Annotated in this window: 15 protein-coding genes; 10 read left to right on the top strand and 5 right to left on the bottom strand. The window is 61.7% G+C overall.

All coding sequences use genetic code 11. From position 1 onward, the window contains the following. Positions 1–20: 20 nt before the first annotated feature. Positions 21–929 carry a hypothetical protein gene (locus tag VNZ65_RS11925; RefSeq protein WP_325669209.1) on the bottom strand — a complete coding sequence of 303 codons (909 nt, stop codon included), beginning with the start codon at positions 927–929 and terminating at the stop codon, positions 21–23. A 486-nt stretch (positions 930–1415) separates the two neighbouring features. On the opposite strand from VNZ65_RS11925, the gene VNZ65_RS11920 reads away from it, so the two are divergent. The 6 genes from VNZ65_RS11920 to VNZ65_RS11895 all read left to right on the top strand — a co-directional run bounded on the left by VNZ65_RS11920 (position 1416) and on the right by VNZ65_RS11895 (position 16191). After that, positions 1416–6311 (top strand): Ig-like domain-containing protein, encoded by a 4896-nt coding sequence (locus VNZ65_RS11920; RefSeq protein ID WP_325669207.1) that lies wholly within the window; start codon positions 1416–1418, stop codon positions 6309–6311. Positions 6312–6477: 166 nt separating this feature from the next. Continuing rightward, entirely contained in the window at positions 6478–7443 is a 966-nt protein-coding gene (locus VNZ65_RS11915) for an OmpA family protein (protein ID WP_325669205.1), read from the top strand. Between the two features lie 404 nt (positions 7444–7847). Then, on the top strand, positions 7848–11780 hold the full coding sequence (locus VNZ65_RS11910) for an Ig-like domain-containing protein (protein WP_325669203.1): 3933 nt from the start codon (positions 7848–7850) through the stop codon (positions 11778–11780). Between the two features lie 330 nt (positions 11781–12110). Then, positions 12111–13118, top strand: a complete 1008-nt coding sequence (locus VNZ65_RS11905; RefSeq protein ID WP_325669229.1) for a DUF475 domain-containing protein — start codon at positions 12111–12113, stop codon at positions 13116–13118. An 841-nt stretch (positions 13119–13959) separates the two neighbouring features. Then, a complete protein-coding gene (locus tag VNZ65_RS11900) occupies positions 13960–14319 on the top strand; it encodes a hypothetical protein (protein ID WP_325669201.1) in 360 nt (119 codons plus the stop codon). A gap of 363 nt (positions 14320–14682) precedes the next feature. After that, positions 14683–16191: a hypothetical protein gene (locus VNZ65_RS11895; protein ID WP_325669199.1), complete on the top strand. Its 1509-nt coding sequence runs from the start codon at positions 14683–14685 to the stop codon at positions 16189–16191. 220 nt (positions 16192–16411) lie between these two features. Here VNZ65_RS11895 and VNZ65_RS11890 read toward each other — a convergent pair whose 3' ends face one another. Next, positions 16412–17011 carry an NAD(P)H-dependent oxidoreductase gene (locus VNZ65_RS11890; RefSeq protein WP_325669197.1) on the bottom strand — a complete coding sequence of 200 codons (600 nt, stop codon included), beginning with the start codon at positions 17009–17011 and terminating at the stop codon, positions 16412–16414. Positions 17012–17075: 64 nt separating this feature from the next. Further along, positions 17076–18017 carry a LysR family transcriptional regulator gene (locus tag VNZ65_RS11885; protein ID WP_325669196.1) on the bottom strand — a complete coding sequence of 314 codons (942 nt, stop codon included), beginning with the start codon at positions 18015–18017 and terminating at the stop codon, positions 17076–17078. Between the two features lie 121 nt (positions 18018–18138). Between VNZ65_RS11885 and VNZ65_RS11880 the strand changes: the two genes are divergently transcribed. Then, positions 18139–18735 carry an NADPH-dependent F420 reductase gene (locus tag VNZ65_RS11880; protein WP_325669194.1) on the top strand — a complete coding sequence of 199 codons (597 nt, stop codon included), beginning with the start codon at positions 18139–18141 and terminating at the stop codon, positions 18733–18735. 44 nt (positions 18736–18779) lie between these two features. Here the strand turns inward: VNZ65_RS11880 and VNZ65_RS11875 are convergent, their stop codons facing one another. Continuing rightward, a complete protein-coding gene (locus VNZ65_RS11875) occupies positions 18780–19184 on the bottom strand; it encodes a GFA family protein (protein ID WP_325669192.1) in 405 nt (134 codons plus the stop codon). A gap of 22 nt (positions 19185–19206) precedes the next feature. Continuing rightward, on the bottom strand, positions 19207–20862 hold the full coding sequence (prpR, locus tag VNZ65_RS11870) for a propionate catabolism operon regulatory protein PrpR (protein WP_325669190.1): 1656 nt from the start codon (positions 20860–20862) through the stop codon (positions 19207–19209). 381 nt (positions 20863–21243) lie between these two features. On the opposite strand from prpR, the gene prpB reads away from it, so the two are divergent. The 3 genes from prpB to acnD all read left to right on the top strand — a co-directional run bounded on the left by prpB (position 21244) and on the right by acnD (position 26151). Then, entirely contained in the window at positions 21244–22131 is an 888-nt protein-coding gene (gene prpB / locus VNZ65_RS11865) for a methylisocitrate lyase (RefSeq protein ID WP_061942892.1), read from the top strand. 43 nt (positions 22132–22174) lie between these two features. Beyond that, the gene (gene prpC / locus VNZ65_RS11860) at positions 22175–23347 is read left to right on the top strand and encodes a bifunctional 2-methylcitrate synthase/citrate synthase (protein WP_325669187.1); all 1173 of its coding nucleotides are present in this window, start codon (positions 22175–22177) and stop codon (positions 23345–23347) included. 185 nt (positions 23348–23532) lie between these two features. Continuing rightward, positions 23533–26151: a Fe/S-dependent 2-methylisocitrate dehydratase AcnD gene (gene acnD, locus VNZ65_RS11855; RefSeq protein ID WP_325669185.1), complete on the top strand. Its 2619-nt coding sequence runs from the start codon at positions 23533–23535 to the stop codon at positions 26149–26151. The last annotated feature ends 87 nt before the right edge of the window (positions 26152–26238 follow it).

Raw genomic sequence — 26238 nt, 5'->3', positions numbered from 1 at the left:
CACAGGTGCCCACCCTACGATTAGTTTCCATCGACGGACCAGTGCACGCTATCTTCGGGACCGTACCAGATGACGCCGTAGGAGGCGCCGACGGCTTTCAGGTCGATGAAGTTTTGCACGGTCCTGCTTTTCTTCTGGGCGTCGACGATGGTCTTGCCGGCATAGCCGGAAATCACCATATCGATTGCCTGCGCAAAATTATGCGCCGAACGGCCAGGCCGGCTGACCGGCACCGAGTTGATGCCATAAGCGTTCACCATGTCGCGCGCCGCCGACTTCGCTTTCGCCAGGTCCGCCTTGAGCTGGTCGCGATCGCGATGCGACCAGTCGATGTCGATCCCGCGCCAGGGCGGAACGGAGGCAGGGCGCTCCTTGTCGCGCGCAATTTGCAGCGAATAATACATCAGATAAGAACGTTCTCGCGGTCGGTAGGTAGTGGTAATGACGACCCGTATGCCTGCCTGCTGCATCGCTGCGATGAAGCGTGCCGCGTTGCCCCGGAACGGCTCGACCAGGTCGCCGCTGCGGGTGCTTGGCATGTAGCGGAAGCACCAAGGCCTGCCGCTGGGTTCTAGCCCTTGTAGGGATAATGGGGAGACTGGCGCATCGCCTGTTTTTCCGGCAGCCGCCTTTGCCTTTTGCTCGTCGATGTACTGCATGATCTGGGCCGGGGTCAGTTGCGAAGGGTCGCGCGTCAATGGATTCGCTGCGATGGCATACGACGCCGGAACGGCCGTTGCCAGGAGCAGGGCAGCGCTTACTCCAGCGGATGTGGATTGAACGTATTTGAGTAATCGATAAAAACCAGTAAGGCGCATGATTGTTGTTGTTTTTAGACGTCGGATTCGATCCATTCTATGCTTTTCGGCAGCGCCATGCCGGATCAGAATTTCACGGATTAACCGTCCACCGAAACGTTGCGTTTCCATCGTTGGAAATTTTTGTTACATGGATTTAACAATTTTTTGCACAGTTTCTTTCCCTTGTAAATACCTAAATTAGCAATGGGGTCGCCGCATTTCCGCCACAGGACAATCGAATCCAGCGGCCATGGCTATCGCTGCGATAGCCGTTTCATAGACAGATACTGGCTCTCGGCGAGATCGCGCTAAAACATCAGTCTGACGGCGCTGGGATTTGTCCTACATTTTTCACAGATTTGTCCTCTGCAGAAGTCAATTCCAGCCTACAGACCGCAAGTTGTCTCGTCTCTAAAATTCGCTCTACGTCGAAGCTCGGCAACCATGAAAGAAGTCTTTCACCGCCGGGTTTTACTGCGCATGGGGTGTAGCTGAATTGTTTCGGACACGCCGGCACGCGCAAGACCGCAGTTTCAAGCGGCACCACCGCGTTGTGGCGAACCGTCGCTACCACCGTTCACATCAAGCAATTTTTAGTCTTTTTAAGGATTTATCATGGCAGCAAGCGCAGTCAAAGTACTCGTCGTCGATGGCAAGGAAATCACGCAGAGCGTGGACCTTCGCACGACCAAGCAAGGTTCCGCCACCAAGGTGAAAGCCATCAAGGGCGGCAAATTCATCCTGGCCGACACCGACACCGGCGCCGCGCCGGAAAACATCACCGCGCATCGCGTCGGCAACAATCTGCACGTCTCTCTCCAAGGCACGGGCTACGACGATCCAGAGCTGATCATTGAAGATTTTTACAGCCAGGACGGCCAGGGCGAACTGGTCGGCGTGGCCGAAGACGGCGCCTACTACCAATACATCGCTTCCGATGCCGAAGCAGCCCATGAAGCCGGCACGCTGGGCGACAACGTCGCCTCGCCGCTGGTATTGGGCAGCCAGCAGCTGGTAGGCTTCGGCGCCGGCCTGGTGCCTGCGGCCGGCCTGAGCTGGCTGGGTCTGGGTTTGTTTGGCTTGGGCGCATTGGGCCTGATCGGCGCTGCGCTGGCGGATAACGGCGGTAACAGCAGCATCGGCGGTGGCAACCCAGGCGGCGGCAATCCTGGCGACGGCGGCGGTGGCAATCCAGGCGACGGCGGCGGCAACCCTGGCAACCCAGGCGAAGGCGATAACGGCGGCATTAAACCAAACACCCCCAACATCGGTGAAATCGACGATAACGTCCAGCCGCACACCGGCCCGATTCCTGACGGCGGCGTCACCAATGACAACCACCCGGTGCTGATCGGCACCGGCGATCCTGGCGACATCGTCACCATCATCGACAACGGCAAGCCGCTTGGCACCGCCACCGTCGACGACACCGGCAAGTGGACCTTCAAGCCGGAGACACCACTGGACGAAGGCGAGCATGAAATTGTCGTGATCGGAACGGATCCTGATGGCCAGGAGAGCGATCCCTCGCCGCCGAAAACCATCATCGTCGACACTACGCCGCCAGCTGCACCGGTGATCGATGGCGCCGACGACAATGTCGGCGTGACCGGCCCGATCGGCAACGGCGGCACGACCGACGATGCGCAGCCTGTGCTGCACGGCACGGCCGAAGCCAACAGCGTGGTCGCCATCTATGACGGCGCCACCCTGCTGGGCAGCGCCCAGGTCGATGGCGACGGCAACTGGAGCTTCCAGCCGCCGACCCCGCTGTTCATCGGCGAGCATCATTTCACCGCCATCGCCACCGACGCCGCCGGCAACAGCAGCGTGCCGAGCAATGAATTCGACCTCAGCCTGCTGGTCGGCGGCGCCCCGAGCGCACCGGCGATCACTGGCGTGATCGATCACGTCGAACCGAATGTCGGTCCTATTCAAGAGAACGGTCTCACCAACGATGCCGAGCCGACCATCCAGGGTACGGCCAAAGCCGGCTCGATCGTCATCGTCTATGACACCGACGGCACCGTCATCGGCAGCGCCACCTCAGACGCCACCGGCCACTGGGAAGTCACGCCGACGACGCCCCTGGCCGACGGCCTGCACAACATCACCGCCACCGCCACCGAAGGCGGCGTGGTCAGCGCCCCGACCGCGGTCTATCCGATCAATGTCGACACCTCGATTCCGGCAGCACCGGTCATCGACGACAGCAGTCTGATCGACCACGTCGGCGCAATCACCGGTCCGATCATGGATGGCGGCACCACCGATGACTCTGAGCCTGAATTCAAGGGCACCGCCTTGCCTAACGCCATCGTGACGATTTACGACGGCGACCAGATCATTGGCAGCACCACCAGCGATGCCGACGGCAACTGGGATTTCTACCCATCGACACCGTTGTCAGATGGTCCTCACGTGTTCTCGGCGACGGCCACCAATGCGGCGGGTGGCACCAGCGTGCCGAGCGCACCGATCAACTTCATCGTCGACACCAGCGGCGTGGTCATCGCCATCACCGGCGTGATCGACAATGAAGGTCCGATCACCGGCCCGATTTCGCGCGACGACGGCGTGACGGACGATCCGCGTCCGCAGATCGTCGGCACCGCCACGGCCAACAGCCTGGTGATGGTCTACGACAATGACGAGCTGATTGGTTCGACCACGTCCAACGCGCAAGGCCGCTGGACCTTGACGCCGGAGGCTGACCTGCCGGAAGGCGCGAATGCGATCACCGCTACCTCGACCAATCCTGCGACAGGTGTGGTGAGCGATCCGACGGCGCCGTTCAACTTCACCATCGATACGCATATCCCGGCGGCGCCGGTGATCGAAGGCGCGGACGACAATGTCGGCGCCATTACCGGTCCGATCGGCAACAACGGCCATACTGACGACAGCACGCCGACGCTGCACGGCACGGCCGAAGCCAACAGCATCGTCACCATCTATGACGGCGCGCTGGTGTTGGGTTCAGTGCAGGCAGGCGCGGATGGCAGCTGGAGCTTCACGCCGACCACGCCATTGACCGACGGTCCGCACGACTTCACCGCCACCTCGACCGACGCTGCCGGCAAGACCGGTCCGGTGTCCAATGACTGGACAGTCAACATCGACACCGGCATCCCGCTGGCGCCGACCATCGGCGAGATCGACGACAATGTCGAACCGCATACCGGTCCGATTCCTGACGGCGGCGTCACCAATGACAACCAGCCGGTGCTGGTAGGCACCGGTACGCCTGGCGACGTCGTCACCATCATCGACAACGGCACGCCGCTTGGCACCGCCACTGTCGGCGACGATGGCAACTGGACCTTCAAGCCGGACATGCCGCTGGACGATGGCGATCATGACTTTACCGTGATTGAAACCAATCCGGTGGGCAGCGTCAGCGATCCTTCGCCGCCGAAGACCATCGTGGTCGACACCACGGCGCCGGTTGCACCGGTGATCGATGGCGCGGACGACAATTTCGGCGCCATTACCGGCCCGATCGGTAACAACGGTCATACCGATGACACCACACCGACGCTGCACGGCACGGCCGAAGCCAACAGCATCGTGACCATCTATGATGGCGCGCTGGTGCTGGGTTCGGTCCAGGCGGGCGCGGATGGCGGCTGGCGCTTCACGCCGACCACGCCATTGGCCAACGGCGCGCACGACTTCACCGCCATCGCCACCGACGCCGCCGGCAATCCGAGTGCGGTTTCCAATGACTGGGCAGTGAACATCGACACCAGCATACCGATGGCGCCGACCATCAGCGAGATCGACGACAATGTCGAACCACATACCGGTCCGATTCCTGAGGGCGAGGTCACCAACGATAACCGGCCGGTATTGGTTGGTACCGGTACAGCAGGTGACATCGTCACCATCCGCGACAACGGCACTGTGCTCGGCACCGCCACCGTCGGCGCCGCCGGCACCTGGACCTTCCGGCCGACAGCGCCGCTGGCTGACGGCGACCATGTCTTCACCGCGATTGAAACCAATCCGGTGGGCACCGTCAGCGCTCCGTCGTTGCCGCATGCTATCGTCGTCGACACCACGGCGCCACCTGCACCGGTGATCACGGTAGTCGACGACTCCGCTGGCGCTCCCATCGGCACCGGCGACGACACCACCGAACTCCGGCCGGTGGTGCACGGTACGGCTGAGCCGAACAGTATAGTGACGATCTATGACGGCACGACCTTACTGGGCTCGGCACCAGTGGATGGCAATGGCAATTGGGTGTTTCCGACCACCGCCGACCTGGCTCTTGGGCTGCACAATCTGACGGCAGTGGCGACCGATCCGGCGGGTAATCCTGGCGGAGCGTCAAACCCGTATGGCTTCGATATTGTTGCTCCCGCGGTGCCATGGATTTCGACGCCTACAGAGCAGTTTTCTGGAGAACCGTTGGGGACGGTCATAGGCGCAGCGCCGTATGTCACGTCAAACTCCGGTTTGACGATCAGCGGAGATGCCACGATCATCAGTCAAACCGGCAGCACTAACCCTGGTTTTTTCAAACTCGGATTGAACGGTACCACCAGCTTCACCTTGGCTGCGGGCTATGCAGGAAACACGTTGTCCTTCAGTGTCATTAATCCTCTTTGGGCTGCTCATGGAACCACAATCGCTCTGTATAACGCAGCAGGAGATTTGATTGGTCGCGCTACTATTCCGGCAGGGACAGGGCAAAATATTCAGCATCTGAATTTTCAAGCACCTCCAGGACAATTAATCGCTAGCTTTGTGATTGAAAATCCAACTCCTACCTTTGCAATCGATAGCATTTTTACGTCTACGGATTGGGATCTGGCAGCGAACTGGGGCGACGCGTTTCCAACTCCAGTGCAGACAACTATCGAGGTGGGAGCTGGCGTGACAGCGTTTGAGGCTCCTGTTGAACCGGATGCAGACGACCAGGCCGCACAGGCAGCGGGGGTGGATGAGCAGCTTAATACCGATCAAGCGGATGCCGACAAAGCGGATGCCGACAAAGCTGGCGACGACGCGCTGCAGGCAAGCGCTAGCGATGAGGTTGCCGGGATTCAAAGTCCGGAAGCATCTTCCTTCGTCCTGCAAGAGGATGTGCAGATGCATGTCGAGCAGGCAGGCGAGACGTCTGTGCTGGTGCTGGAAAGCGCCAATCAGGTGCTGGATCTGAGCGCGCTGACCGAGGCCGAGCAAGCCCAGGTCGGCGATGCAAAAATCATCGACATCACCGGTACCGGCGACAACACCCTGAACCTGTCGCTGGCCGACGTGCTGGAGCAGGGCGGCAAGAGCCTGTTCATCGACGACGGCAAGACCCAGATGATGGTCAAGGGCGATGCCGGCGACGTCGTCAACCTGGACGATCTGCTGGAAGGCGTCAACGCCGAAGGCGACTGGACCCAGGCTGCCGATGCGGTGACGGTGGAAGGCGTGGCGTACAACGTGTACCAGCATAGCAACCTGGATGCCGAGCTGCTGGTGCAGCAGGGAGTCACCACCAACCTGAGCTAAACCGTTTGTCGCACGGTGGGCGCTTGTACCCACGCGGAAGGTTGATCATTTGAAGAAGCCATCCGCGTGGGCAGGAATCTGCCCACCCTACATTCTGTCCTTCACTTGCTTTTTACTTACTTTTATTCGTCCGCCGGCGCGACTGCCGGCGGACTGGAGCTAAATCATGTCGACACATTCGAAATTCATTTTTAACGCCGCGCTGACTGGCGCGTTGCTGTTCGGCGCGGTCAGCGTCGGCGCCCAACAGGCGCAAACCCCTCAGGCCGCCCAGGCCGCCGGTCAAGGCCAGGTGTTCGGCGCGCAATACAGCCCGGCACGCGCGGTCCTGCCAGGCCAGGCGCAGGTGGTCTATTACCGCGCCATGCCGGCCGGCGCCCGCACCCCCGGCGGCGCCCACGTCTATGTAGACGGTCATTTCCAGACTTCGCTGCTGCCGAACGGCTACACGGCTTTCTGTGTGGCGCCCGGCAAGCATACCCTGGGCGCTTACCTCAACGACCAGCCTGACTACAAGGGCAAGACCGTCAACCTGTTCCAGGCCGAACTGGCCAGCGGCGTCACTTACTTCCTCAAGGTGACCGAGGACGGCAGCAGCGGCGCCCCGGTGCCGGTAGCACGTGAGACGGCCGAGCGCGAGCTGGCCAATGCGCGCGACCAGATCCACGCCTTGTCGCGCGCGCCGGCGGTGCAAGCCTGTAACCTCGCAGCGGCGGCGCCTGCGCCGGCAGCGCCTAGCTACAAGGATTACACCTTGAGCAGCGACGTCTTGTTCGCTTTCGGCAAATCCGGCTACCGCGACATCAGCGCCGCCGGCCGCACCGAGCTGGCCAAGCTGGCGCAGACCCTGCAATCCCAGCCTGAAGGCATCAAGCACATCACCGTGATCGGCCACGCCGACCTGATCGGCAAGGCAGATGCAGCGCAACGCCTGGGCGCAGCGCGTGCAGCGACGGTCAAGCAGTCTCTGGCCGAGAACGGCATCCCGAGCCAGCTGATCCAGACCGAAAGCCGTGGCAACACTGAACCGGTCGACGACAGCTGCCGCAAGACAGCAACGCCAGCCAACATTGCCTGTAACGAACCGAACCGTCGTGTTGTGGTGCGCGTCGAAGGCCAGCGCAAGAACTAAAGCGTAGGGTGGGCACCTGTGCCCACGCGGAATCCGCTCAGTCGATGAGTCGATACAGCGTGGGCAGAAAATCCTGCCCACCCTACGACCAAAGCCAAGACCGTAGGGTGGGCACTGCGTGCCCACCAAGCACAGGCCAAGGCAAATCGAAAGTGAAGGAAGAAAGGCGGGCGCTTACAGCAAGCCCCGCCTTTATTTTTAGCAAAATATGTTCGATGACGGTTTTATCCGACGTCAGCATCGGATTTGTCTGCCGCTCGGTCCTGCCGATCCCGACATACCGAACATCGCTTCATCTCTAGACTGTCGCGTATATCGATCCATGGCGGTGGGACACAGGAATAGTGATGTGCAGCTGTGCCTTGCTGCTTGAGATCCATCAATAACAATTTTAGGGAAATACAATGGCCGCCAATGCAGTCAAACTATTCGTCGTCAACGGCAAGCAAATCACGCAAAGCATCGACCTGCATGTCCAGGGTTCCGCCGCCAAGGTGAAAGCGCCGCGCGGCGGCAAATTCATCCTGGCCGAAGCCGATAGCGGCGCCGCGCCCGAGAACATCACCGTGCAGCGCGTCGGCAACGATCTGCAGCTGTCGCTGGAAGGCGCGGAGCAGCCGGCGCTGATCATCGAAGACTACTACGGCCAGGATGGCCAGCAAGCCGAGCTGGTCGGTGTGGCCGAAGACGGCGCCTATTACACCTATATCGCCAATGACGCCAGCGGCTTGCTGGCCGACGGCGCCAGCTCGGCGCAGGTGCTGGGACGGCAGCCGCTGCTCGGTTTCGGCGAAGGCCTGGCGCCGACTTCGAACCTGATGAACGAAGTCTGGCCCTGGCTGGCCGGCCTGGGCACGCTGCTGGGCGTGGCCCTGCTGCTCAAGGAACACCATGCTTCACCGCCGCCGGCGCCGACCATCGACCACGCGTTTGACAACGTCGGCAGCATCACCGGCAATATCGCCAACGGCGGCTTGAGCAACGACCCGCGTCCGCTCTTGAGCGGCAGCGGCAAAGCCGGCGCAGTGGTCACCATCAGTGAAGGAGGCGTCGTCTTAGGTTCAGCCACGGTGGCCGCCGACGGCAGCTGGAGCTTCGCCCCTGCCGCCAATCTGAGCGACGGCCTGCACCACTTCACTGTCACGCAAGCGGATGCAGGCGGCAGCAGTCCGGCATCGACAGCCTATGACTTGCTGATCGATACCATCGCTCTGGCGCCGCAGATTACCAATGCCTTTGACGATGTCGGCAGCATCACCGGCAACGTCGCCAGCGGCGGCTTGACCAACGACCCGCGTCCCGCCTTGAGCGGTAGCGGCGAAGCGGGCGCCGTGGTCGTCGTGCGCGACGGCGCAACCGTGCTAGGTTCCACCACCGTCGCTGCCGACGGTACTTGGCGCTTTACTCCCGGCGCCGATCTGAGCGACGGCTTGCATCACTTGAGCGCCACCCAGCTGGACCAGGCGGGCAATCTTAGTCCGCTATCGACAGACTACGACCTGCTGATCGATACGGTTTCGTTGCCGCCGACGATACTGACGGTGCTCGACAATCAACTGCCGATATCAGGTCCTGTCGCCAGCGGCGGCATCACCAACGACAAGCATCCTGTCATTAGCGGCACGGCGGAAGCGAACGCCATGGTCATCGTCAGCGATGGCGCCACGGTGCTGGGCTCGGTGCAGGCGGACGGATCAGGTCACTGGACTTTCTTGCCGCCAGATCTGGGCGAAGGCATGCATCATCTCAGCGCCACGGCGACTGACCTGGCAGGCAACGTCAGCGCCCCATCGTCGCTGTATCCCTTTACGGTGGATACGATAGCGCCTGCTGCACCCTTGATCAATAGCGTGATGGACAGCCAAGAGCCGGTCGTCGGGGACGTCAGAAGCAATGGCGGCGTCACCAACGACAATCATCCGGTGATCAGCGGCACGGCGGAAGCCAACTCCATCGTTATCCTGATGGATGGCGCGACCGTGCTGGGCTCGGTGCAGGCCGATGGTAAAGGCAATTGGTCGATTCCCTCACCGGACTTGAGCGACGGATCGCACGATCTGACGGCCACGGCAACCGATGCCGCGGGCAATGTCAGCAAGCCCTCGGCCGACTATCCGTTTATCGTCGACACCGTCCCACCCGCTGCACCCTTGATCAATACCGTGCTGGATAACCAAGAGCCGGTCGTCGGGGACGTCAGAAGCAATGGCGGCGTCACCAACGACAATCATCCGGTAATCAGTGGCACGGCGGAAGCCAATTCCATCGTCATCCTGATGGATGGCGCGACCGTGCTGGGCTCGGTGCAGGCCGATGGGAAAGGCAATTGGTCGATTTCCTCGCCGGACCTGAGCGATGGATCGCATGATCTGACGGCCACGGCAACCGATGCCGCGGGCAATGTCAGCGCGCCATCGGCCGACTATCCGTTCATCGTCGACACCGTCCCGCCCGCTGCGCCCTTGATCAATACCGTGCTGGACAGTCAAGAGCCGGTAGTCGGGGACGTCAGAAGCAATGGCGGCGTGACCAACGACAATCATCCGGTGATCAGTGGCACGGCGGAAGCCAATTCCATCGTCATCCTGATGGATGGCGCGACCGTGCTGGGCTCGGTGCAGGCCGATGCGGATGGCAACTGGTCGATTCCCTCGCCGGACCTGAGCGATGGATCGCATGATCTGACGGCCACGGCGACCGATGCCGCGGGCAATGTCAGCGCGCCATCGGCCGATTATGCGTTTGCAGTACTGACAGTGCCGCCGGCGGCGCAGGCAATCATCACCGGCATGGGCAAGGATTCCGGCGCCGACGCGGGCGATTTCCTGACCAACGACGGCTCGGCCGGCCGCCTGGTGCATGGTACTTTGACCGCGGCCCTGGAGACAGGTCAAAAAGTGCAGGTCTCCACCGATGGCGGCCTGACCTGGAGCGACGCTCTGGTGAGCGGATCGAACTGGAATTTCCAGGATAACGCCAGCCACAGTGGCGATTGGATCATCCAGACCCGCGTGATCGACGCTGCAAGCAATACCACCACCGGTGCTTCGCAAGCGGTGACGCTGGATACCACGGTCGGCGCGCCTACCGCCATGAGCTGGGATGGTTTCAACATCGATATCAGCTTCGACGGCACGGCGCTGACGCTTGGCAGCAAGGTACATGTGGTGATCGATGGCGTCATCGTCGAGCATGTGCTGTCGCAGGCGGAGATCGATGCGGGATCGGCAGCCGTGCCGTGGTCGTCCGCGGTGAATGGCAACGCAAGCAACATCACCGCCGCGGTCGTGGATAATGCCGGCAACCTCTCGCTGGCCCGCGAATTCCTGAAGGAGAATACATCCACGGTCACGGAAGATTTGAGCACTCAGCCGGCACAGGTATTCACAACGGTAGGAGAAGTTATTCATCTGAGTAATTTCGATCTGACTGTGGTCCAGTTAAATGCGACTAACCCTTGGCTACCGGGTTTTAGCATGAATCAAGCTCAATGGGCAGATCCGTCGCCCAGCATAGCCTTGGTGATCAGGGGCGGCGACGAATACCGGCTGACTCTCCCCGATACGGAGAGTTACAGCTTTATTTCCATGACGGTTGGTGATTTCAATTCCAATGAACGGGTTCTTGCCACGTTCTACGATCAGGACGGCAACGCGGTGCACCAGGTGAGTCTCGCGCCGACCGGGACCAGTTTGCGAGTCGACGTTAGCGCGGAACTGCCGTATGGCTTGCATTTTTCGTCGGTGACCCTGGAGTCGCCGGGCAATGGCGCGTACTGGATCAATGATATTCAATTCGGCCGCAACGAGTACGCCAACAGCCCGACGCTGCTGGAGCCCGACCTCCATCAGACTGTATCCCAGGCGGCCCAGTATTACGGCGACACTGCCGACAATCTGTTCGCGCTGGCCGATGTCAGTTTGCTCGATGGCGCCGACAGCGGGATCCACGGCGGCGGCGGCACCGATACGCTGCAGCTGACCGGCGCCGGCCAGGTGCTGGACTTGACTCTGCTGGGCGACAAGATTGATTCGATCGAAATCATTGACCTGACAGGCAGCGGCAACAATACGCTGAATCTGTCGTTGAACGACGTGCTGGAGCAGGGCGGCAGGGATTTGTTCCTGGCTGATGGCAAGACGCAGATGATGGTCAAGGGCGATGCCGGCGACGTCGTCAATTTGAACGATCTGCTGCCGGACGGCAGCGATATCGGCGACTGGGCCCAGGCAGCCGATGCGGTGACGGTGGACGGCGTGGCGTATAACGTGTACCAGCATAGCAATCTGGATGCCGAGCTGCTGGTGCAGCAGGGCGTCACCACCAACCTGGTCTAAACTGGCCGTGTAGGGTGGGTACGTGTGCCCACGCGGAATCCCGCGTAATCGATGAGTCATACAGCGTGGGCAGAAAATCTGCCCACGCTGGCCGCAAGGCCGTGATCGTATATTGCCTGACACACCCTTCGGATTTTTTCCATGCCGATGCCAGTCTTTCCCTACAGACCGTGCATCGTGCCCTCCCTACAATCTCTCCTTCAACACATTGAGCCATGGCTGCAGTGTGGCCGGGAAAAATATCTGCCGGCATCGTAGCGTTGGAGATTCGAGACAGCTGCTGTCGCGACCATAACGCCCGCGTCCTGTCTCTGTGAAAGCAAACCAATGATGCTGCAAAATTTTAAGATTCCCCTGTCGCTGACCGTGCTGGCCTTGCTGATTGCCTACCTGATGGGCGGCGTGCAAGACCTGCTGATCGTCGCCATCCTGCTGGTGCTGGAAATCTCGCTGTCGCTGGACAATGCCGTGGTCAACGCCTCGGTATTGAAAAACTGGTCGAAAAAATGGCAAGACCGCTTCATGACCTACGGCTTGCCGGTGGCCGTGTTCGGCATGCGCTTCATCTTCCCCTTGCTGATCGTGGCGGTCCTCGCCAACATGGATTTCTGGTCGGCGCTGACGCTGGCGCTGGAATCGCCCGCGCAATATGCCGCGATCTTGAAATCGGCGCATCACCAGGTGGCGGCTTTTGGCGGCGCCTTCCTGCTGATGGTGTTCTTCCAGTTCATGCTGGACCAGGACAAGGATAGCCATTGGCTGGGCTGGCTGGAAGCGCCGCTGGCCTGGCTCGGCCGCGTCGCCGCGATCGATGTCGCGCTGACCCTGGGCGTCGTCGTGCTGGTGTCTTATCAAGTGGCGGCCGCGCAGCAGATGGCTTTCCTGCTGGCTGGCGTCGCCGGCGTGATCAGTTTCGTCATTGCCCATGGCATCGGCAGCCTGCTGGGCGACGGCAGCGGCGACCGCGTGGTGCGCGAAGGCGTCGCCGGTTTCCTCTACCTGGAAGTGCTCGACGCCTCGTTCAGCTTCGACGGCGTGATCGGCGCCTTCGCCTTGTCCAACAATATCATCGTGATTGCGCTCGGCCTGGGCGTGGGCGCGGCTTACATCCGCAGCATGACGCTGGTGCTGCTGCGCAAGAACACCCTGGTGGAATACCAATACCTTGAGCATGGCGCATTCTGGGCCATCGGCGTATTGGGCAGCATCATGTTTGTCAACGTCAGCTACCACGTGCCGGAAGTCGTCACCGGCCTGGTCGGCGCCGCCTTGATCGCGCTGGCCATAGCAAGCTCGATTATTGCCAGGAAAAATAGCGAAAAATACGCTGAAGCTTGATCGCGCGGGTAAGAATCCGTGCCATGCCAAGGATGTAGGGTGGGCAGGCTTTTTTGCCCACGCAGTGCTGCGGACGTGAGCGTCCAGGGCTTGCGCGCCTCACGGTATCCGCGTGGGCACAGGTGCCCACCCTACGCGCTTGATCGCGCTGGCCATAGCAAGCTCGATTGTCGCCAGGAAAAATAGCGAAAATACGCTGAAGTTTGATCGCGCGGGTAAGAATTCGTGTCGACGCCAAGGATGTAGGGTGGGCAGGTTTTTTGCCCACGCAGTGCTGCGGACGTGAGCGTCCAGGGCTTGCGCGCCTCACGATATCCGCGTGGACACAGGTGCCCACCCTACGCGCTTGATCGCGCTGGCCATAGCAAGCTCGATTGTCGCCAGGAAAAATAGCGAAAAATGCGCTGCAGCCTGATCGCGCGGGCAAGAATCCGTGCCATGCCAAGGATGTAGGGTGGGCAGGCTTTTTTGCCCACGCAGTGCTGCGGACGTGAGCGTCCAGGGCGTGCGCGCCTCACGGTATCCGCGTGGGCACAGGTGCCCACCCTACGCGCATTGTTTAAGCCAAATGCGTATTGTCGAAGCAAGCGATGGCGTTTATGGTTGGTCGTCCCTGAAAAAAACAGGGATCAGGTTTAGCAGCCTGGAATGCAAAAAGCGCACAAGGAAACCACGCCATATGGTTTCTTTGTGTGTAACCTTTGTACGTCTCAATGGACGGCAGTGGTAGGGAGCCTTCGGGCTGCCGGTTTTCCTTTTTGCACCGGTCTGCTAACCCCGCCATCTGCCGTCCTCCCGTTTAGCAGCGAGAGCCGGCTTAACCGCAATTATGGAGCTCATTATGGTTAGCCTCGACACATCTGCCGAATTTCCCCGTTCCCCAATCAAAGCCGGCCACCAGCCATTCTCATGGCTGGCCGAAGAACTGCGCATCGACGCTGCGATGCAATTCCTGGCGCATACGCTCGACATGGCGCAAGGCATGCAAACCTGCCTGGGCCTGATCCATGCCAGCAACCAGGCGCGCGAGGAAGGCGATCCGGCCTGCCCGCCGACGCTGAATGTCGCCGATACCGAATGCCTGACGCGACTGGCGATGAGCGCTGCCGGCATGCTGGCGGAGCAGGCTGAAAGACGTATCGAGGTTCTCAATCAACGGCAGGCAGAACGGCTGGGCTACGGAGTACATGCCTCAGCTTAAAAAGAACAAAACTGCGCAATGGCTTGCGTCTTTCTCCGGGCCCATCATATTTCCGTAAAATGGGGCCGGCAAGCAGCTGTGCCCACCCGGCGGGACTTCAGCGCATGCGGGGATTTGCCCGTAAAGCCGGGGAACTGGTTCCCTGTATTTTTTCCTACAAATTTGTAGGATTTATCCTTTGCATATGGATTCCATTCCCTACAGACCGCATCTCATCCCCACTCTAGAATCTCCGGTATATCGATCTGCGCTGAGCGCAGGACTTGTTTCGCGAGCAAAGGATCGCTCCAGCAGCGGCTGCTGCGCGCCGGAATCTCCCGGCGCCAGAAGCCATATCAGATTACTAGAGGAATGGACAGGGCAATGAGCGCAAACACATCACTCGCGGGCAGCGATCCGCATGTTTCTCTGCAAGATGCAGTGTTTGCCGCTCTGAGTCCGGACGGCGCGCATGTGCGGCCTGCGGGCGAGGCTGACGCCGGCGCTCACCATGAATATACGCCACAGGACACGAGAAGCGACTACGACAGCGGCATGCTGGGCGATGGCGTGGCCGCGGCGCAGGCGCAAGGACAGAGGCTGGCGCAAGGGCAGGGCCATATGGCCGCCCGGCATGGCCTGGGCCAGTTCAACCATGGCGTGCTGAGCGCGGCAGGGGCCATGCTGGACGACGGCGAGCAGCACGCAGCTGACGACGCCGGTGTCGGCCACCTGGTCCTTGGCGGCGCGCTCGATAACGCTGAAAAGAAACCAGGCGCGCTAGCCAATGCCCGCGGCACGGGGGAGAGCTGGCCGGCGCTGCATCACGAAGTCGAACCAGCGATCAGGACCGAGCCCGCCGCCGACAGCGCCCATCCGGCCGCGGCTGCCGCCGGCGAGGAACACAGCTGGGATATCATCCATGAAATTCCGCACCCGGAAGGCGTGCACAAGATTGCCCCCATCGTCGACAGCGCACATGAGGTTGCGGCCAGTGCGGCTGCCGACCAGCTGTTTGCGAACCGCGACATCGCCATGCCGGTGCAGGCGATCGAGCCAATTCCGGATCCGGCCGCGCTCGACCCGGCGCTCAATGAGGCAGGGGCCGCCGATGCCGGCTCGACTCTGGGCGGCAAGGCCGAGCCGGGCGCCAGAGTTGCCCTGTACGACAATGGCGCGCTGGTCGATACGGTAGAGGCCGATGCCGACGGCAACTGGGGCGCTTCGCCAGAATTGGGCGAGGGCGCGCATCAGCTCACCGCCATGGCGCCTGGCGCCGACGGCAATCTGGCGCTGCTCTCCAGCATGACGATCGTGGTTGCCGAGCAGGCCGCGGCGTCCGCCGACGGCGTCGTTCCGGCCGGATACAGCGATTTCAATGCCGGCCTGGTGCCGGAGGCGCTGCAGGGCCATGACTTTACGCTCGATTTCGACGCGCTCTCCGCGCTGCTGTCCTCGGCTGGCGCAGCAACGGACGACGCCGCGCGCCAGAGCGCGGTTGCCGGATATGCCGCGTTCGCACTGCCGGACGATGTTCAGCTGCAGGTCGAAGATGCCGACGACAGTAGCGTCATGAAACTGGACAGCGCCAGCCAGGTGTTCGACCTCAGTGCGTTGCTGCAGGCGCCTGCAGCCGGCGACAATCAGTTCAGGCTGGCGCTCAGCGATGTGCTGCAGCAGGGCGGCAAGCTTCTGTTTGCCGATGGCGCTGCGAGCGATCATGGCGCTGCCGGCGCCAAGCTGGGCCTGGACGACGTGCTGGCCAGCGGCAACGATGGCGATTGGGCACATGCCGCAGACCTGTCCGGCGGCCATGCATACGGCAATTACCAGCCTGTGCCGCAGGGCCTGGAATGGCTGCTGCAATACGGCGCCGAAAACCAGCCGGCTTAATTGTGCGTCAGCACTGCGTGGGCACAGGCGCCCACCCTGCCATGGGCGCCGGTGTCCATGCGGATGTGGCGGGACGCAATTGTCTACGGCATGTCCTCGTAGGGTGGGCACCTGTGCCCACGCGGACACGGAACCGCCTCCTGTAATAGGGATTTTGCTATCCACATGCCTCAGCAAGGCTTGAGCGTGTTCCAGGGACATGGCAGCGCTTGCACACTCGCTATATATTGACCTGGGCTACACCGCGTACCAGTTCTGCAATTTCAGCAAGCCAACGCGCGCGCTCCTCGGGTGTGCTTCCCGACACAGGGCCATACATCCGGCGGATGACATTCTTGACGCCACAAAAATCAAATATGCAGTGACGCCAAATTTGTTCGAGAGGGTCGCCGAACACCGTCATCTCTCGTTCCACCGGTGTGTTCGAGGTATTGAAAACAAGCGCGTATCTGGCTTTCAGCAAACCAATAGGCACGCTTGAATATCCGGCATTTTCTGCGTATCGGTAAGCCGTGTCGAGTCGCAGCACGCGATCGATCCAGCCTTTGAGGATGGCGGGAGGCTGCCCCCACCAGTTGGGATGGAAAATCAATATCAGATCGGCGCGGGAAACCTCGGAACAATACCGCTCGACGAGCGGGTCGCCGGAGATGGTGTTTTGACTTTCATTGGTTCTTTGAACCGGGTCAAACCGTTCGGCATAGAGATCGTGAGTCACGAGTCGGTAACCGAACTGTTCAAGCGATCGCTGCGCTTCTGCTGCCATGGCATGGCTCATGCTGGTGGTACTCGGATGGGCGATGACTATAAGTGCAAGCATGATTGGGCTTCCGATCGTAACGAGTCACTGATCCTGCATTTTATCGAACATTTTTTTATTACGGCTACGACTCCAGATCTCCGCCATGGATGGACAGGACTTGCGCCAGCTTCTGCGCGCGGAACGCCTCTGTGACGAAATCGACAAAGACGCGCGTCTTGGCCGGCAGCAGTTTCTGGCTGGTGAAATACAGTGAAACCGGTCCGACGTCGCAATGCCAGTCCGGCAGCAGCCGCACCAGCGCGCCGCTCTCCAGGTGCGGCCGGGCATGCGGCACGGCGACCATGCCGACGCCGAGGCCCAGCAGGGTGGCGGGGAAGATCGCATCCGGCCCGTTGACCGTCATCACGGGCTTCTGCACTACCGCCATTTCAGCGCCGGCGCTGTTGCGCATGACATAGCTGCGTATCCGGCCGCTCATGGGCGAACGCATCACGATGCCGGCCAGTTCCGCCAATCCGGCCGGATCCTTGGGGCGGCGTTTGCCGCGCATGAACGCCGGCGACGCCACCGCAATCACATGCAGCCTTCCCAGCTCGCGCGCCACCATGCCTGGCGGCAGCTCGAAACCTCCGCCGATTGCGGCATCGAAACCGCCGGCGATCAGGTCCAGCGGACGGTTATCGAAGTGCCAGTCCGGCGTCACCGCCGGATAGCGTGCGAGGAAAGCCGGCATCAGCGGCAACAGGTAATCCATGCCGAAACCGGGCGCCGCGCTCAGCTTGAGCACCCCGGCCGGCTGTCCGGCGTTGAGCGTGATGTCGGCTATCGCGCCCTGGATGCTGTCGAGACCGCTCTGCACGGTTTGCAGGAAACGCTCGCCCGCTTCGCTCAGGGTCAAGCCGCGCGTGCTGCGCTGGAACAGGCGCACGCCGAGGTTGCGCTCCAGCTGGGCGACGTTGCGGCTGACCGCAGCCGGCGTCAGCGCCAGCCGCCGCGCCGCCGCCGAAAAGCTGCCGGTCTCGGCGCTGCGGACGAAGGATTCCAGGTTGGCGAGGGTTTCCATGCTTAGTCTTTCAAGTAATACTTGAAACTGATTATATCTTGCATCTACTAACGCTATAAGCCGGTGAGGCCTAAGATTCAACTCAGCAAGACAAATTTCAACTTCATTCAAAGGAAACATCATGAACATCGCCATTATCGGCGCCGGCGCCATCGGCTCGGCCATCGCCCGCCAACTTGCCCGCAACGGCATCCAGGCAAGCATCGCCAACAGCCGCGGCCCGCAATCGCTGAAAGCCCTGACTGACGAACTTGGTCCGCACATCAAGGCGGTCAGCGTGCAAGAAGCCGCCCAGGCCGACCTGGTATTCGTGGCCGTCAACTGGGATCGCATCCCCGCTGCGTTGAAGGATCTCGGTCCGTGGCAGGGCCGCATCCTGGTCGACGCCAACAATGCCGTGCAAGTGCCGTCGTACCAGGCGGTTGACCTGGGCGGCCGCGCCTCCAGCGAAGTGCTCGCAGAGCTGGCGCCAGGCGCGCGCGTGGTCAAGGCCTTCAACCATCTGATTGCCGCCGTGCTGGACGCCGATCCGCAAGCCAACGGTGGTCGCCGCGTGTTGTTCCTGTCGGGAGCAGATGCCGATGCCAAGAAGACGGTCAGCGATCTGATCGCGCGCCTGGGCTTTGCAGCGGTCGACCTAGGCGGCGTCAACCAAGGCCGCGCGGTGCAGTTCCCCGGCGGTCCGCTGGCGGTGTTGAACCTGGTGAAATTCGACTGATGCGCCAGCAGCAGGAGGATGCCGCCGCATGCCAGGGCCGGCTGTTACGGGGGATCCTTCTGGAACGCGACGGCGCCGGGCGGCAGCTGAACCCACGGATGACGGCGGCAATCGTAGACGGACACCTGGGGCGCCGGAAAGCCGGGGTCGGCAAACGCGCCGACGGCGACGCTGACGCGCCCGCTGACCCCTTCTTCGGTGTGGAACAGATTGGTGCCGCAGACCGGGCAGAAGCGGAAAATGAACCTGGCCCCTTGATCGCCGGTGCGGACATACTCGGTCGCTGAACCAACGACCTTGTAGGGAGCGGCAAAGCCGGCCAGGGCAGCGAACACGCTGCCGGTTCTTTGCTGGCAAGCCAGGCAATGGCAGAGTCCGACGCCGGTCGGCGCGCCCTGGACTTCAATGCTTAGCTGACCGCAGGTGCAAGAGGCTGTTCGCGTGGACATGGGCGTCTCCATGGCGAGGGTTTCATTGATCCTTGATTTTACGCCACAGCGTGGTACGGCTGATGCCGAGGTGCCTGGCGGCGGCTGCGCGGTTGCCATCGAAACGGGCCAGCACTTGCGCGATGTTTTGCGCGGCTGGCGCTGCGCTGTCTGCGGCGGTTGCTGTGGTTGCCAGGGCCGGCATTGCTGCGGCTTGGGCGAATTCCGGCGCGATGCTGGCGATGAAGGCCGGCGACAGCGCCTGCAGCGGCTCGGCCGCCAGGAACAGCGCCAGCCTTTCCATCAGGTTGCGTACTTCGCGCGCGTTGCCGGGCCAGGCGTAGGCGCCGAGCAGGGGCGCGCAAGCCATGATTTCGGCATGCAGGTTCGGATGCGGGCGGGCGCCCAGCGCGGCCAGCGCTTTTTTCAGGCACCATTCGGCCAGCGCGATCAAGTCTTGCGGGCGCTGGCGCAGCGGCGCCAGCGTCAGGCGCAGCACGGCCAGGCGATAGAACAGGTCGGCGCGGAAACGGCCTTCGCGGATGCGCTGCTCGAGGTCGCAATGGGTGGCGCTGATGATGCGCACCTCGACCGCAATCGGCCGCGTGCCGCCGACCCGCACCACTTCACGCTCTTCCAGCACCCGCAGCAGACGGGTTTGCAGCGCCAGCGGCATTTCGCCGATTTCATCCAGGAACAGCGTGCCGCGGTGCGCGGCTTCGAACAGGCCGGCATGGCCGCCGCGGCGCGAGCCGGTGAATGCGCCTTCTTCGTAGCCGAACAGTTCAGACTCCAGCAGCGATTCTGCAATCGCGCCGCAATTGACCGCGACGAATGGTTTGTTGCCGGCCAGGGCGCGTGGATTTTCGCGGTGGATCGCTTGCGCCACCAGCTCCTTGCCAGTGCCGGTTTCCCCCTGGATCAGCACCGTTGCCTGCGATTTTGCGTACAGCACGATGGACTGGCGCAGGGTTTCCATCGCTGGCGAGTCGCCGCGCAAATCGTTGATGCCGTGCTTGGCGCGCAGGGTGTCGGCCAGCGGCGCGCTGGCGCGGCCGCGGCTGGCTTCCAGCTGGGTCAGGCGGGCGATTTCCAGGGCGTCGTCGAAAGCCTGGCGGATCGACGCTGCGGAATACACGAAGACTGCCGCCAGCCCGGCTTCCTCGGCCAGGTCGGTGATCAGGCCGGCGCCGACGATCGCCTTGACGCCGCGCGCCTTGAGTTCATTGATCTGCGCCCGCGCATCTTCTTCGGTGGCATAGTCGCGCTGCAGGATATTGAAACCGAAGGCGTCGCGGAATTCCTTGAGTGCCGGCATGCTCGACTGATAGGTGATGATGCCGATGTCGGGCGTGATCTTGCGCGCGCGCGCCAGGGCTTGCAGCACATCGAAGCCGCTGGCCTTGGCGATCACCACCGGCACCGACAGCCGGCTTTTCAGGTAGGCGCCGTTGGAACCGGCTGAGATCACCGCGTCGCAGCGTTCGGTTGCCATCCGCTCGCGGATATGGCGCGCGGCTTCGTCGAAGCCCAGTTCGATCGGTTCGATCGTCGCGCGGTCGTCGTATTCCAGCGTGATATCGCGGAACAGGTCGGACAGGCGCGACACCGAGACGGTCCAGATCACCGGTTTCTGGTTGCTGTCGCCAGCATTGGCGCCATGGTCGGTATGGCGGCGGACAGGGGAGGAGGGTTGCATGTTTCAAATGCGTTTAACGCATGTGTTTCAATACGGATAAATGTAACACATGGTGAAACATTTCTACTGCTTTATGACGCGCAAAATGAAACTGATTTTTTTGCCATCTTATTTTCTAAGTATTTGATTTAATTCTGTTATTTCTATTTTCCTTGCGATCCGCCCTTGCTGCGGGCTGGTTTGGCACGCTGATTGCTCTATAGTAGGTAAATCCCCATGCAGCTATCTGTATGAAACAGACGCAGGGTGGGCAGATTTGCTGTCCACGCTGAACTCCTTCCTCGAATGATCGAGGTTCCGCGTGGGCGCAAGTGCCCACCCTACAAGTTTTCGCAAATCGGCATTACTACCCGTAGGGTGCAATTTTTTTCAGGAGAAGACATGAGTTCATATTCCGCAGGCGCGGCTTTCCGCAAGGCGGTGCAGGAAGAATCGCCGCTGCAGGTGATCGGCGCCATCAACGCCAACCACGCCTTGCTGGCCAAGCGTGCCGGCTTCAAGGCGATCTACCTGTCCGGCGGCGGCGTCGCCGCCGGTTCGCTCGGCTTGCCCGACCTCGGCATCTCCAACCTGGACGATGTGCTGACCGACGTGCGCCGCATCACCGATGTCTGCGACCTGCCTTTGCTGGTCGACGTCGACACCGGTTTCGGCGCCAGCGCCTTCAACGTGGCGCGCACCGTCAAGTCCATGATCAAGTTCGGCGCCGCTGCGATCCACATCGAAGACCAGGTCGGCGCCAAGCGCTGCGGCCATCGTCCCAACAAGGAAATCGTCAGCAAGCAGGAAATGGTCGACCGCATCAAAGCCGCGGTCGATGCCCGCACCGACGACAATTTCGTGATCATGGCGCGCACCGACGCGCTCGCGGTCGAGGGGCTGGAATCGGCGCTGGAACGCGCAATCGCCTGCGTCGAAGCCGGCGCCGACATGATTTTTCCGGAAGCTATCACCGAACTGGGCATGTACCAGACTTTCGCCGCCGCGGTCAAAGTGCCGGTGCTGGCCAACATCACTGAATTCGGCTCGACGCCGCTATTCACGGTGGAAGAGTTGAAGTCGGCCGATGTTGGCCTGGTGCTGTATCCGCTGTCGGCTTTCCGCGCCATGAACAAGGCGGCGGAAAACGTGTATGCCGCGATCCGCCGCGACGGCACGCAAAAGAATGTGGTCGACACCATGCAGACCCGCATGGAACTGTACGAGCGCATCAACTATCACGATTTCGAACGGCACCTGGACGCCTTGTTCGCGGCCCAGAAGAAATAAGACCATCCATTACAACGATTCTTTTCCGTCAGGAGATCAGGCAATGAGCGAAGCAACAGCAAATCCAGCAAACGAACAAACCACCGCTTTCAAACCGAAGAAATCCGTCGCCCTGTCCGGCGTCGCGGCAGGCAACACGGCCCTGTGTTCCGTCGGTAAAACCGGCAACGACCTGCATTACCGCGGCTACGACATCCTGGATATCGCCGACACTTGCGAATTCGAGGAAATCGCTTACCTGCTGGTGCACGGCAAGCTGCCGAACAGCGCCGAACTGAAGGGCTACAAGAGCAAGCTGAAAGCCCTGCGCGGCTTGCCGGCCAGCGTCAAGGCCGCGCTGGAAGCCTTGCCTGCCGCCTCGCACCCGATGGACGTGATGCGCACCGGCGTCTCGGTGCTCGGCTGCGCCTTGCCGGAGAAAGACGACCACAACGCGCCCGGCGCGCGCGACATCGCCGATCGCCTGATGGCTTCGTTCGGTTCCATGCTGCTGTACTGGTATCACTTCAGCCACAACGGCAAGCGCATCGAAGTCGAAACCGACGACGATTCCATCGGCGGTCATTTCCTGCACCTGCTGCACGGCGTCAAGCCGTCCGCTTCGTGGGAAAAAGCGATGCACGTCTCGCTGATCCTGTACGCCGAGCATGAATTCAATGCCTCCACCTTTACCAGCCGGGTGATCGCCGGCACCGGCTCCGATTTCCACTCCGCCATCACTGGCGCCATCGGCGCCTTGCGCGGTCCGAAACACGGCGGCGCCAATGAAGCTGCGTTTGAAATCCAGAAGCGCTATGACAATCCGGACGAGGCGGAAGCCGACATCCGCAACCGGGTCGCCAACAAGGAAGTGGTGATCGGTTTCGGCCATCCGGTGTATACCGTCTCCGATCCGCGCAACAAGGTGATCAAGGAAGTGGCGCGCAAATTGTCGGTGGAAGCCGGCTCGACCGCGATGTTCGATATCGCCGAGCGGCTGGAAAGCGTGATGTGGGAAGTCAAGAAAATGTTCCCCAACCTCGACTGGTTCTCCGCCGTGTCTTATCACATGATGGGTGTGCCGACGGCGATGTTTACGCCGCTGTTCGTGATTTCCCGCACTTCCGGCTGGGCCGCGCACATCATTGAGCAGCGCATCGACAACAAGATCATCCGGCCGTCGGCCAATTATGTCGGCCCGGACAACCTGGAATTTGTTCCGATCGGCAAACGCTAGCGTAAAAAAAACCGTCTAGGCGACCCCGCCTCGTCGGCCACGTCATCCCCGCGAACGCGGGGATCCATTTTTCCTGCCATTGCACGCAATTTGGATTCCCGCGTTCGCGGGAATGACCTGGGGCGCGTAGCCGTGGCCGACGAGGCGGGGTCGCCTAAACATAAACCTACTTTCCCGACTGAGCCATGAATACTGCAAACCGTAAACCTCTGCCCGGCACCAAGCTGGATTTTTTCGATACGCGCGCCGCGGTCGACGCCATCGCGCCCGGCGCCTACGACAAGCTGCCGTACACTTCGCGCGTGCTGGCCGAGAACCTGGTGCGCCGCTGCGAGCCGGCGACCTTGAACGCATCGCTCAAGCAATTCATCGAGCGCAAGCGCGACCTCGATTTCCCGTGGTTCCCGGCGCGCGTGGTGTGCCATGACATCCTCGGCCAGACCGCGCTGGTCGACCTGGCCGGCCTGCGCGACGCCATTGCCCTGCAGGGCGGCGACCCGGCGCTGGTCAACCCTGTGGTGCCGACCCAGCTGGTGGTGGATCACTCGCTGGCGGTCGAGTGCGGCGGCTTCGACGCCGACGCCTTCGACAAGAATCGCGCCATCGAAGACCGCCGCAACGAAGACCGCTTCGATTTCATCAACTGGACCAAGAAGGCATTCAAGAACGTCGACGTGATCCCGCCTGGCAACGGCATCCTGCACCAGATCAACCTTGAGCGCATGTCGCCGGTGATCCAGGTGAAAGACGGCGTCGCCTTCCCCGATACCCTGGTCGGCACCGACAGCCACACGCCGATGGTCGACGCGCTGGGCGTGCTCGCCATCGGCGTCGGCGGCCTGGAAGCGGAAAGCGTGATGCTGGGCCGCGCCTCCTGGATGCGGCTGCCAGACATCATCGGCGTCGAGCTGAGCGGCAAGCCGCGGCCGGGCATCACCGCCACCGACATCGTGCTGGCGCTGACCGAGTTCCTGCGCGCGCAAAAGGTGGTGTCGTCCTATCTCGAATTCTACGGCGAGGGCGCCTCGCATCTGACGCTGGGCGACCGCGCCACCATTTCCAACATGGCGCCGGAGTTCGGCTCCACCGCCGCGATGTTCTACATCGATGAGCAGACCATCAAATACCTCCGGCTCACCGGCCGCGAGGAAGCGCAAGTCGTGCTGGTGGAAACCTATGCCAAGCAAGCCGGCCTGTGGGCCGACAGCCTGCGCAACGCCGAGTACGAACGCGTCCTCAGTTTCGACCTGTCGTCGGTGGTGCGCAATATCGCCGGACCATCCAATCCGCACAGCCGCGTGCCGACTTCGGAACTGGCGGCACGCGGCATCAGCGGCAAGGTAGAGAATGAGCCTGGTTTGATGCCGGACGGCGCCGTGATCATCGCCGCCATCACCAGCTGCACCAACACCAACAACCCGCGCAACATGATCGCTGCCGGCCTGCTGGCGCGCAACGCCAATGCGCGCGGCCTGAGCCGCAAGCCATGGGTCAAGAGCTCGCTGGCGCCGGGCTCGAAGACGGTCGCCTTGTATCTGGAAGCGGCCGGACTGCTGCCGGAACTGGAGACCCTGGGCTTCGGCGTGGTCGCCTTTGCCTGCACCACCTGCAACGGCATGAGCGGCGCGCTCGATCCGGTCATCCAGAAAGAAGTAGTGGAGCGCGATCTGTACGCTACCGCGGTCCTCTCCGGCAACCGCAACTTCGACGGCCGCATCCATCCTTACGCCAAGCAGGCTTTCCTGGCTTCGCCGCCTCTGGTGGTGGCTTACGCGATTGCCGGCACCATCCGTTTCGACATCGAGAAAGACATTCTCGGCATCGACGCCGACGGTCATTCCGTGACCCTGAAAGACATCTGGCCGTCCGATGAAGAAATCGACGCCATCGTCGCCGCCAGCGTCAAACCGGAGCTGTTCCGCAAGGTCTACGAACCGATGTTCGCCGTGGTCGCCGATAACGGCGAGAAGGTCAGCCCGCTGTACGACTGGCGTCCGCAGACCACCTACATCCGCCGCCCGCCCTACTGGGAAGGCGCGCTGGCCGGCGCCCGCACGATGACAGGGATGCGGCCGCTGGCGGTGTTGGGAGACAACATCACCACCGACCACCTGTCGCCATCGAACGCCATCATGCTCGACAGCGCCGCCGGCGAATACCTGGCCAAGATGGGCTTGCCGGAGGAAGATTTCAATTCTTACGCCACCCATCGCGGCGATCATCTGACCGCTCAGCGCGCTACCTTTGCCAATCCCACACTGAAGAATGAAATGGTGCGAGAGAAGGATGAGATGAGTGGCGAAATGAGCGGCAAGGTCAAAGCCGGCTCGCTGACGCGTGTGGAACCGGAAGGCAAGGTCACCCGCATGTGGGAAGCCATCGAGATCTACATGGAACGCAAGCAGCCGCTGATCGTGATCGCCGGCGCCGACTACGGCCAGGGTTCGTCGCGCGACTGGGCCGCCAAAGGCGTGCGCCTGGCGGGGGTGGAAGCGATCGCGGCGGAAGGCTTTGAGCGCATCCACCGCACCAACCTGGTCGGCATGGGCGTGCTGCCGCTGGAGTTCAAGCCTGGCGTTAACCGCAATACCTTGCGCATCGACGGTACCGAAACCTTCGACGTGATTGGTGAACGCACTCCACGTACGACGCTGACGCTGGTCATCAACCGCAAGAACGGCGAGCGGCTCGAAGTGCCAGTCACCTGCCGCCTCGACACCGCGGAAGAAGTCTCGATCTACGAAGCGGGTGGTGTGCTGCAGCGTTTCGCTCAGGACTTCCTCGAATCGTCGGCGGCTGCCTGACAAGGCACCGGTCGATCAAAATAGTAACCTGATTTTCGTCGCGCTTCGCACACGCAGCTAACTGGGGTCAGAGTGAATTTTCTGCGC

Origin of the sequence: Collimonas sp., assembly GCF_035566555.1 — a bacterium.
Classification (GTDB): domain Bacteria; phylum Pseudomonadota; class Gammaproteobacteria; order Burkholderiales; family Burkholderiaceae_D; genus Collimonas.
Note: the sequence above shows the minus strand (reverse complement) of the source record. Positions and strands in the feature narration are given on the sequence as shown.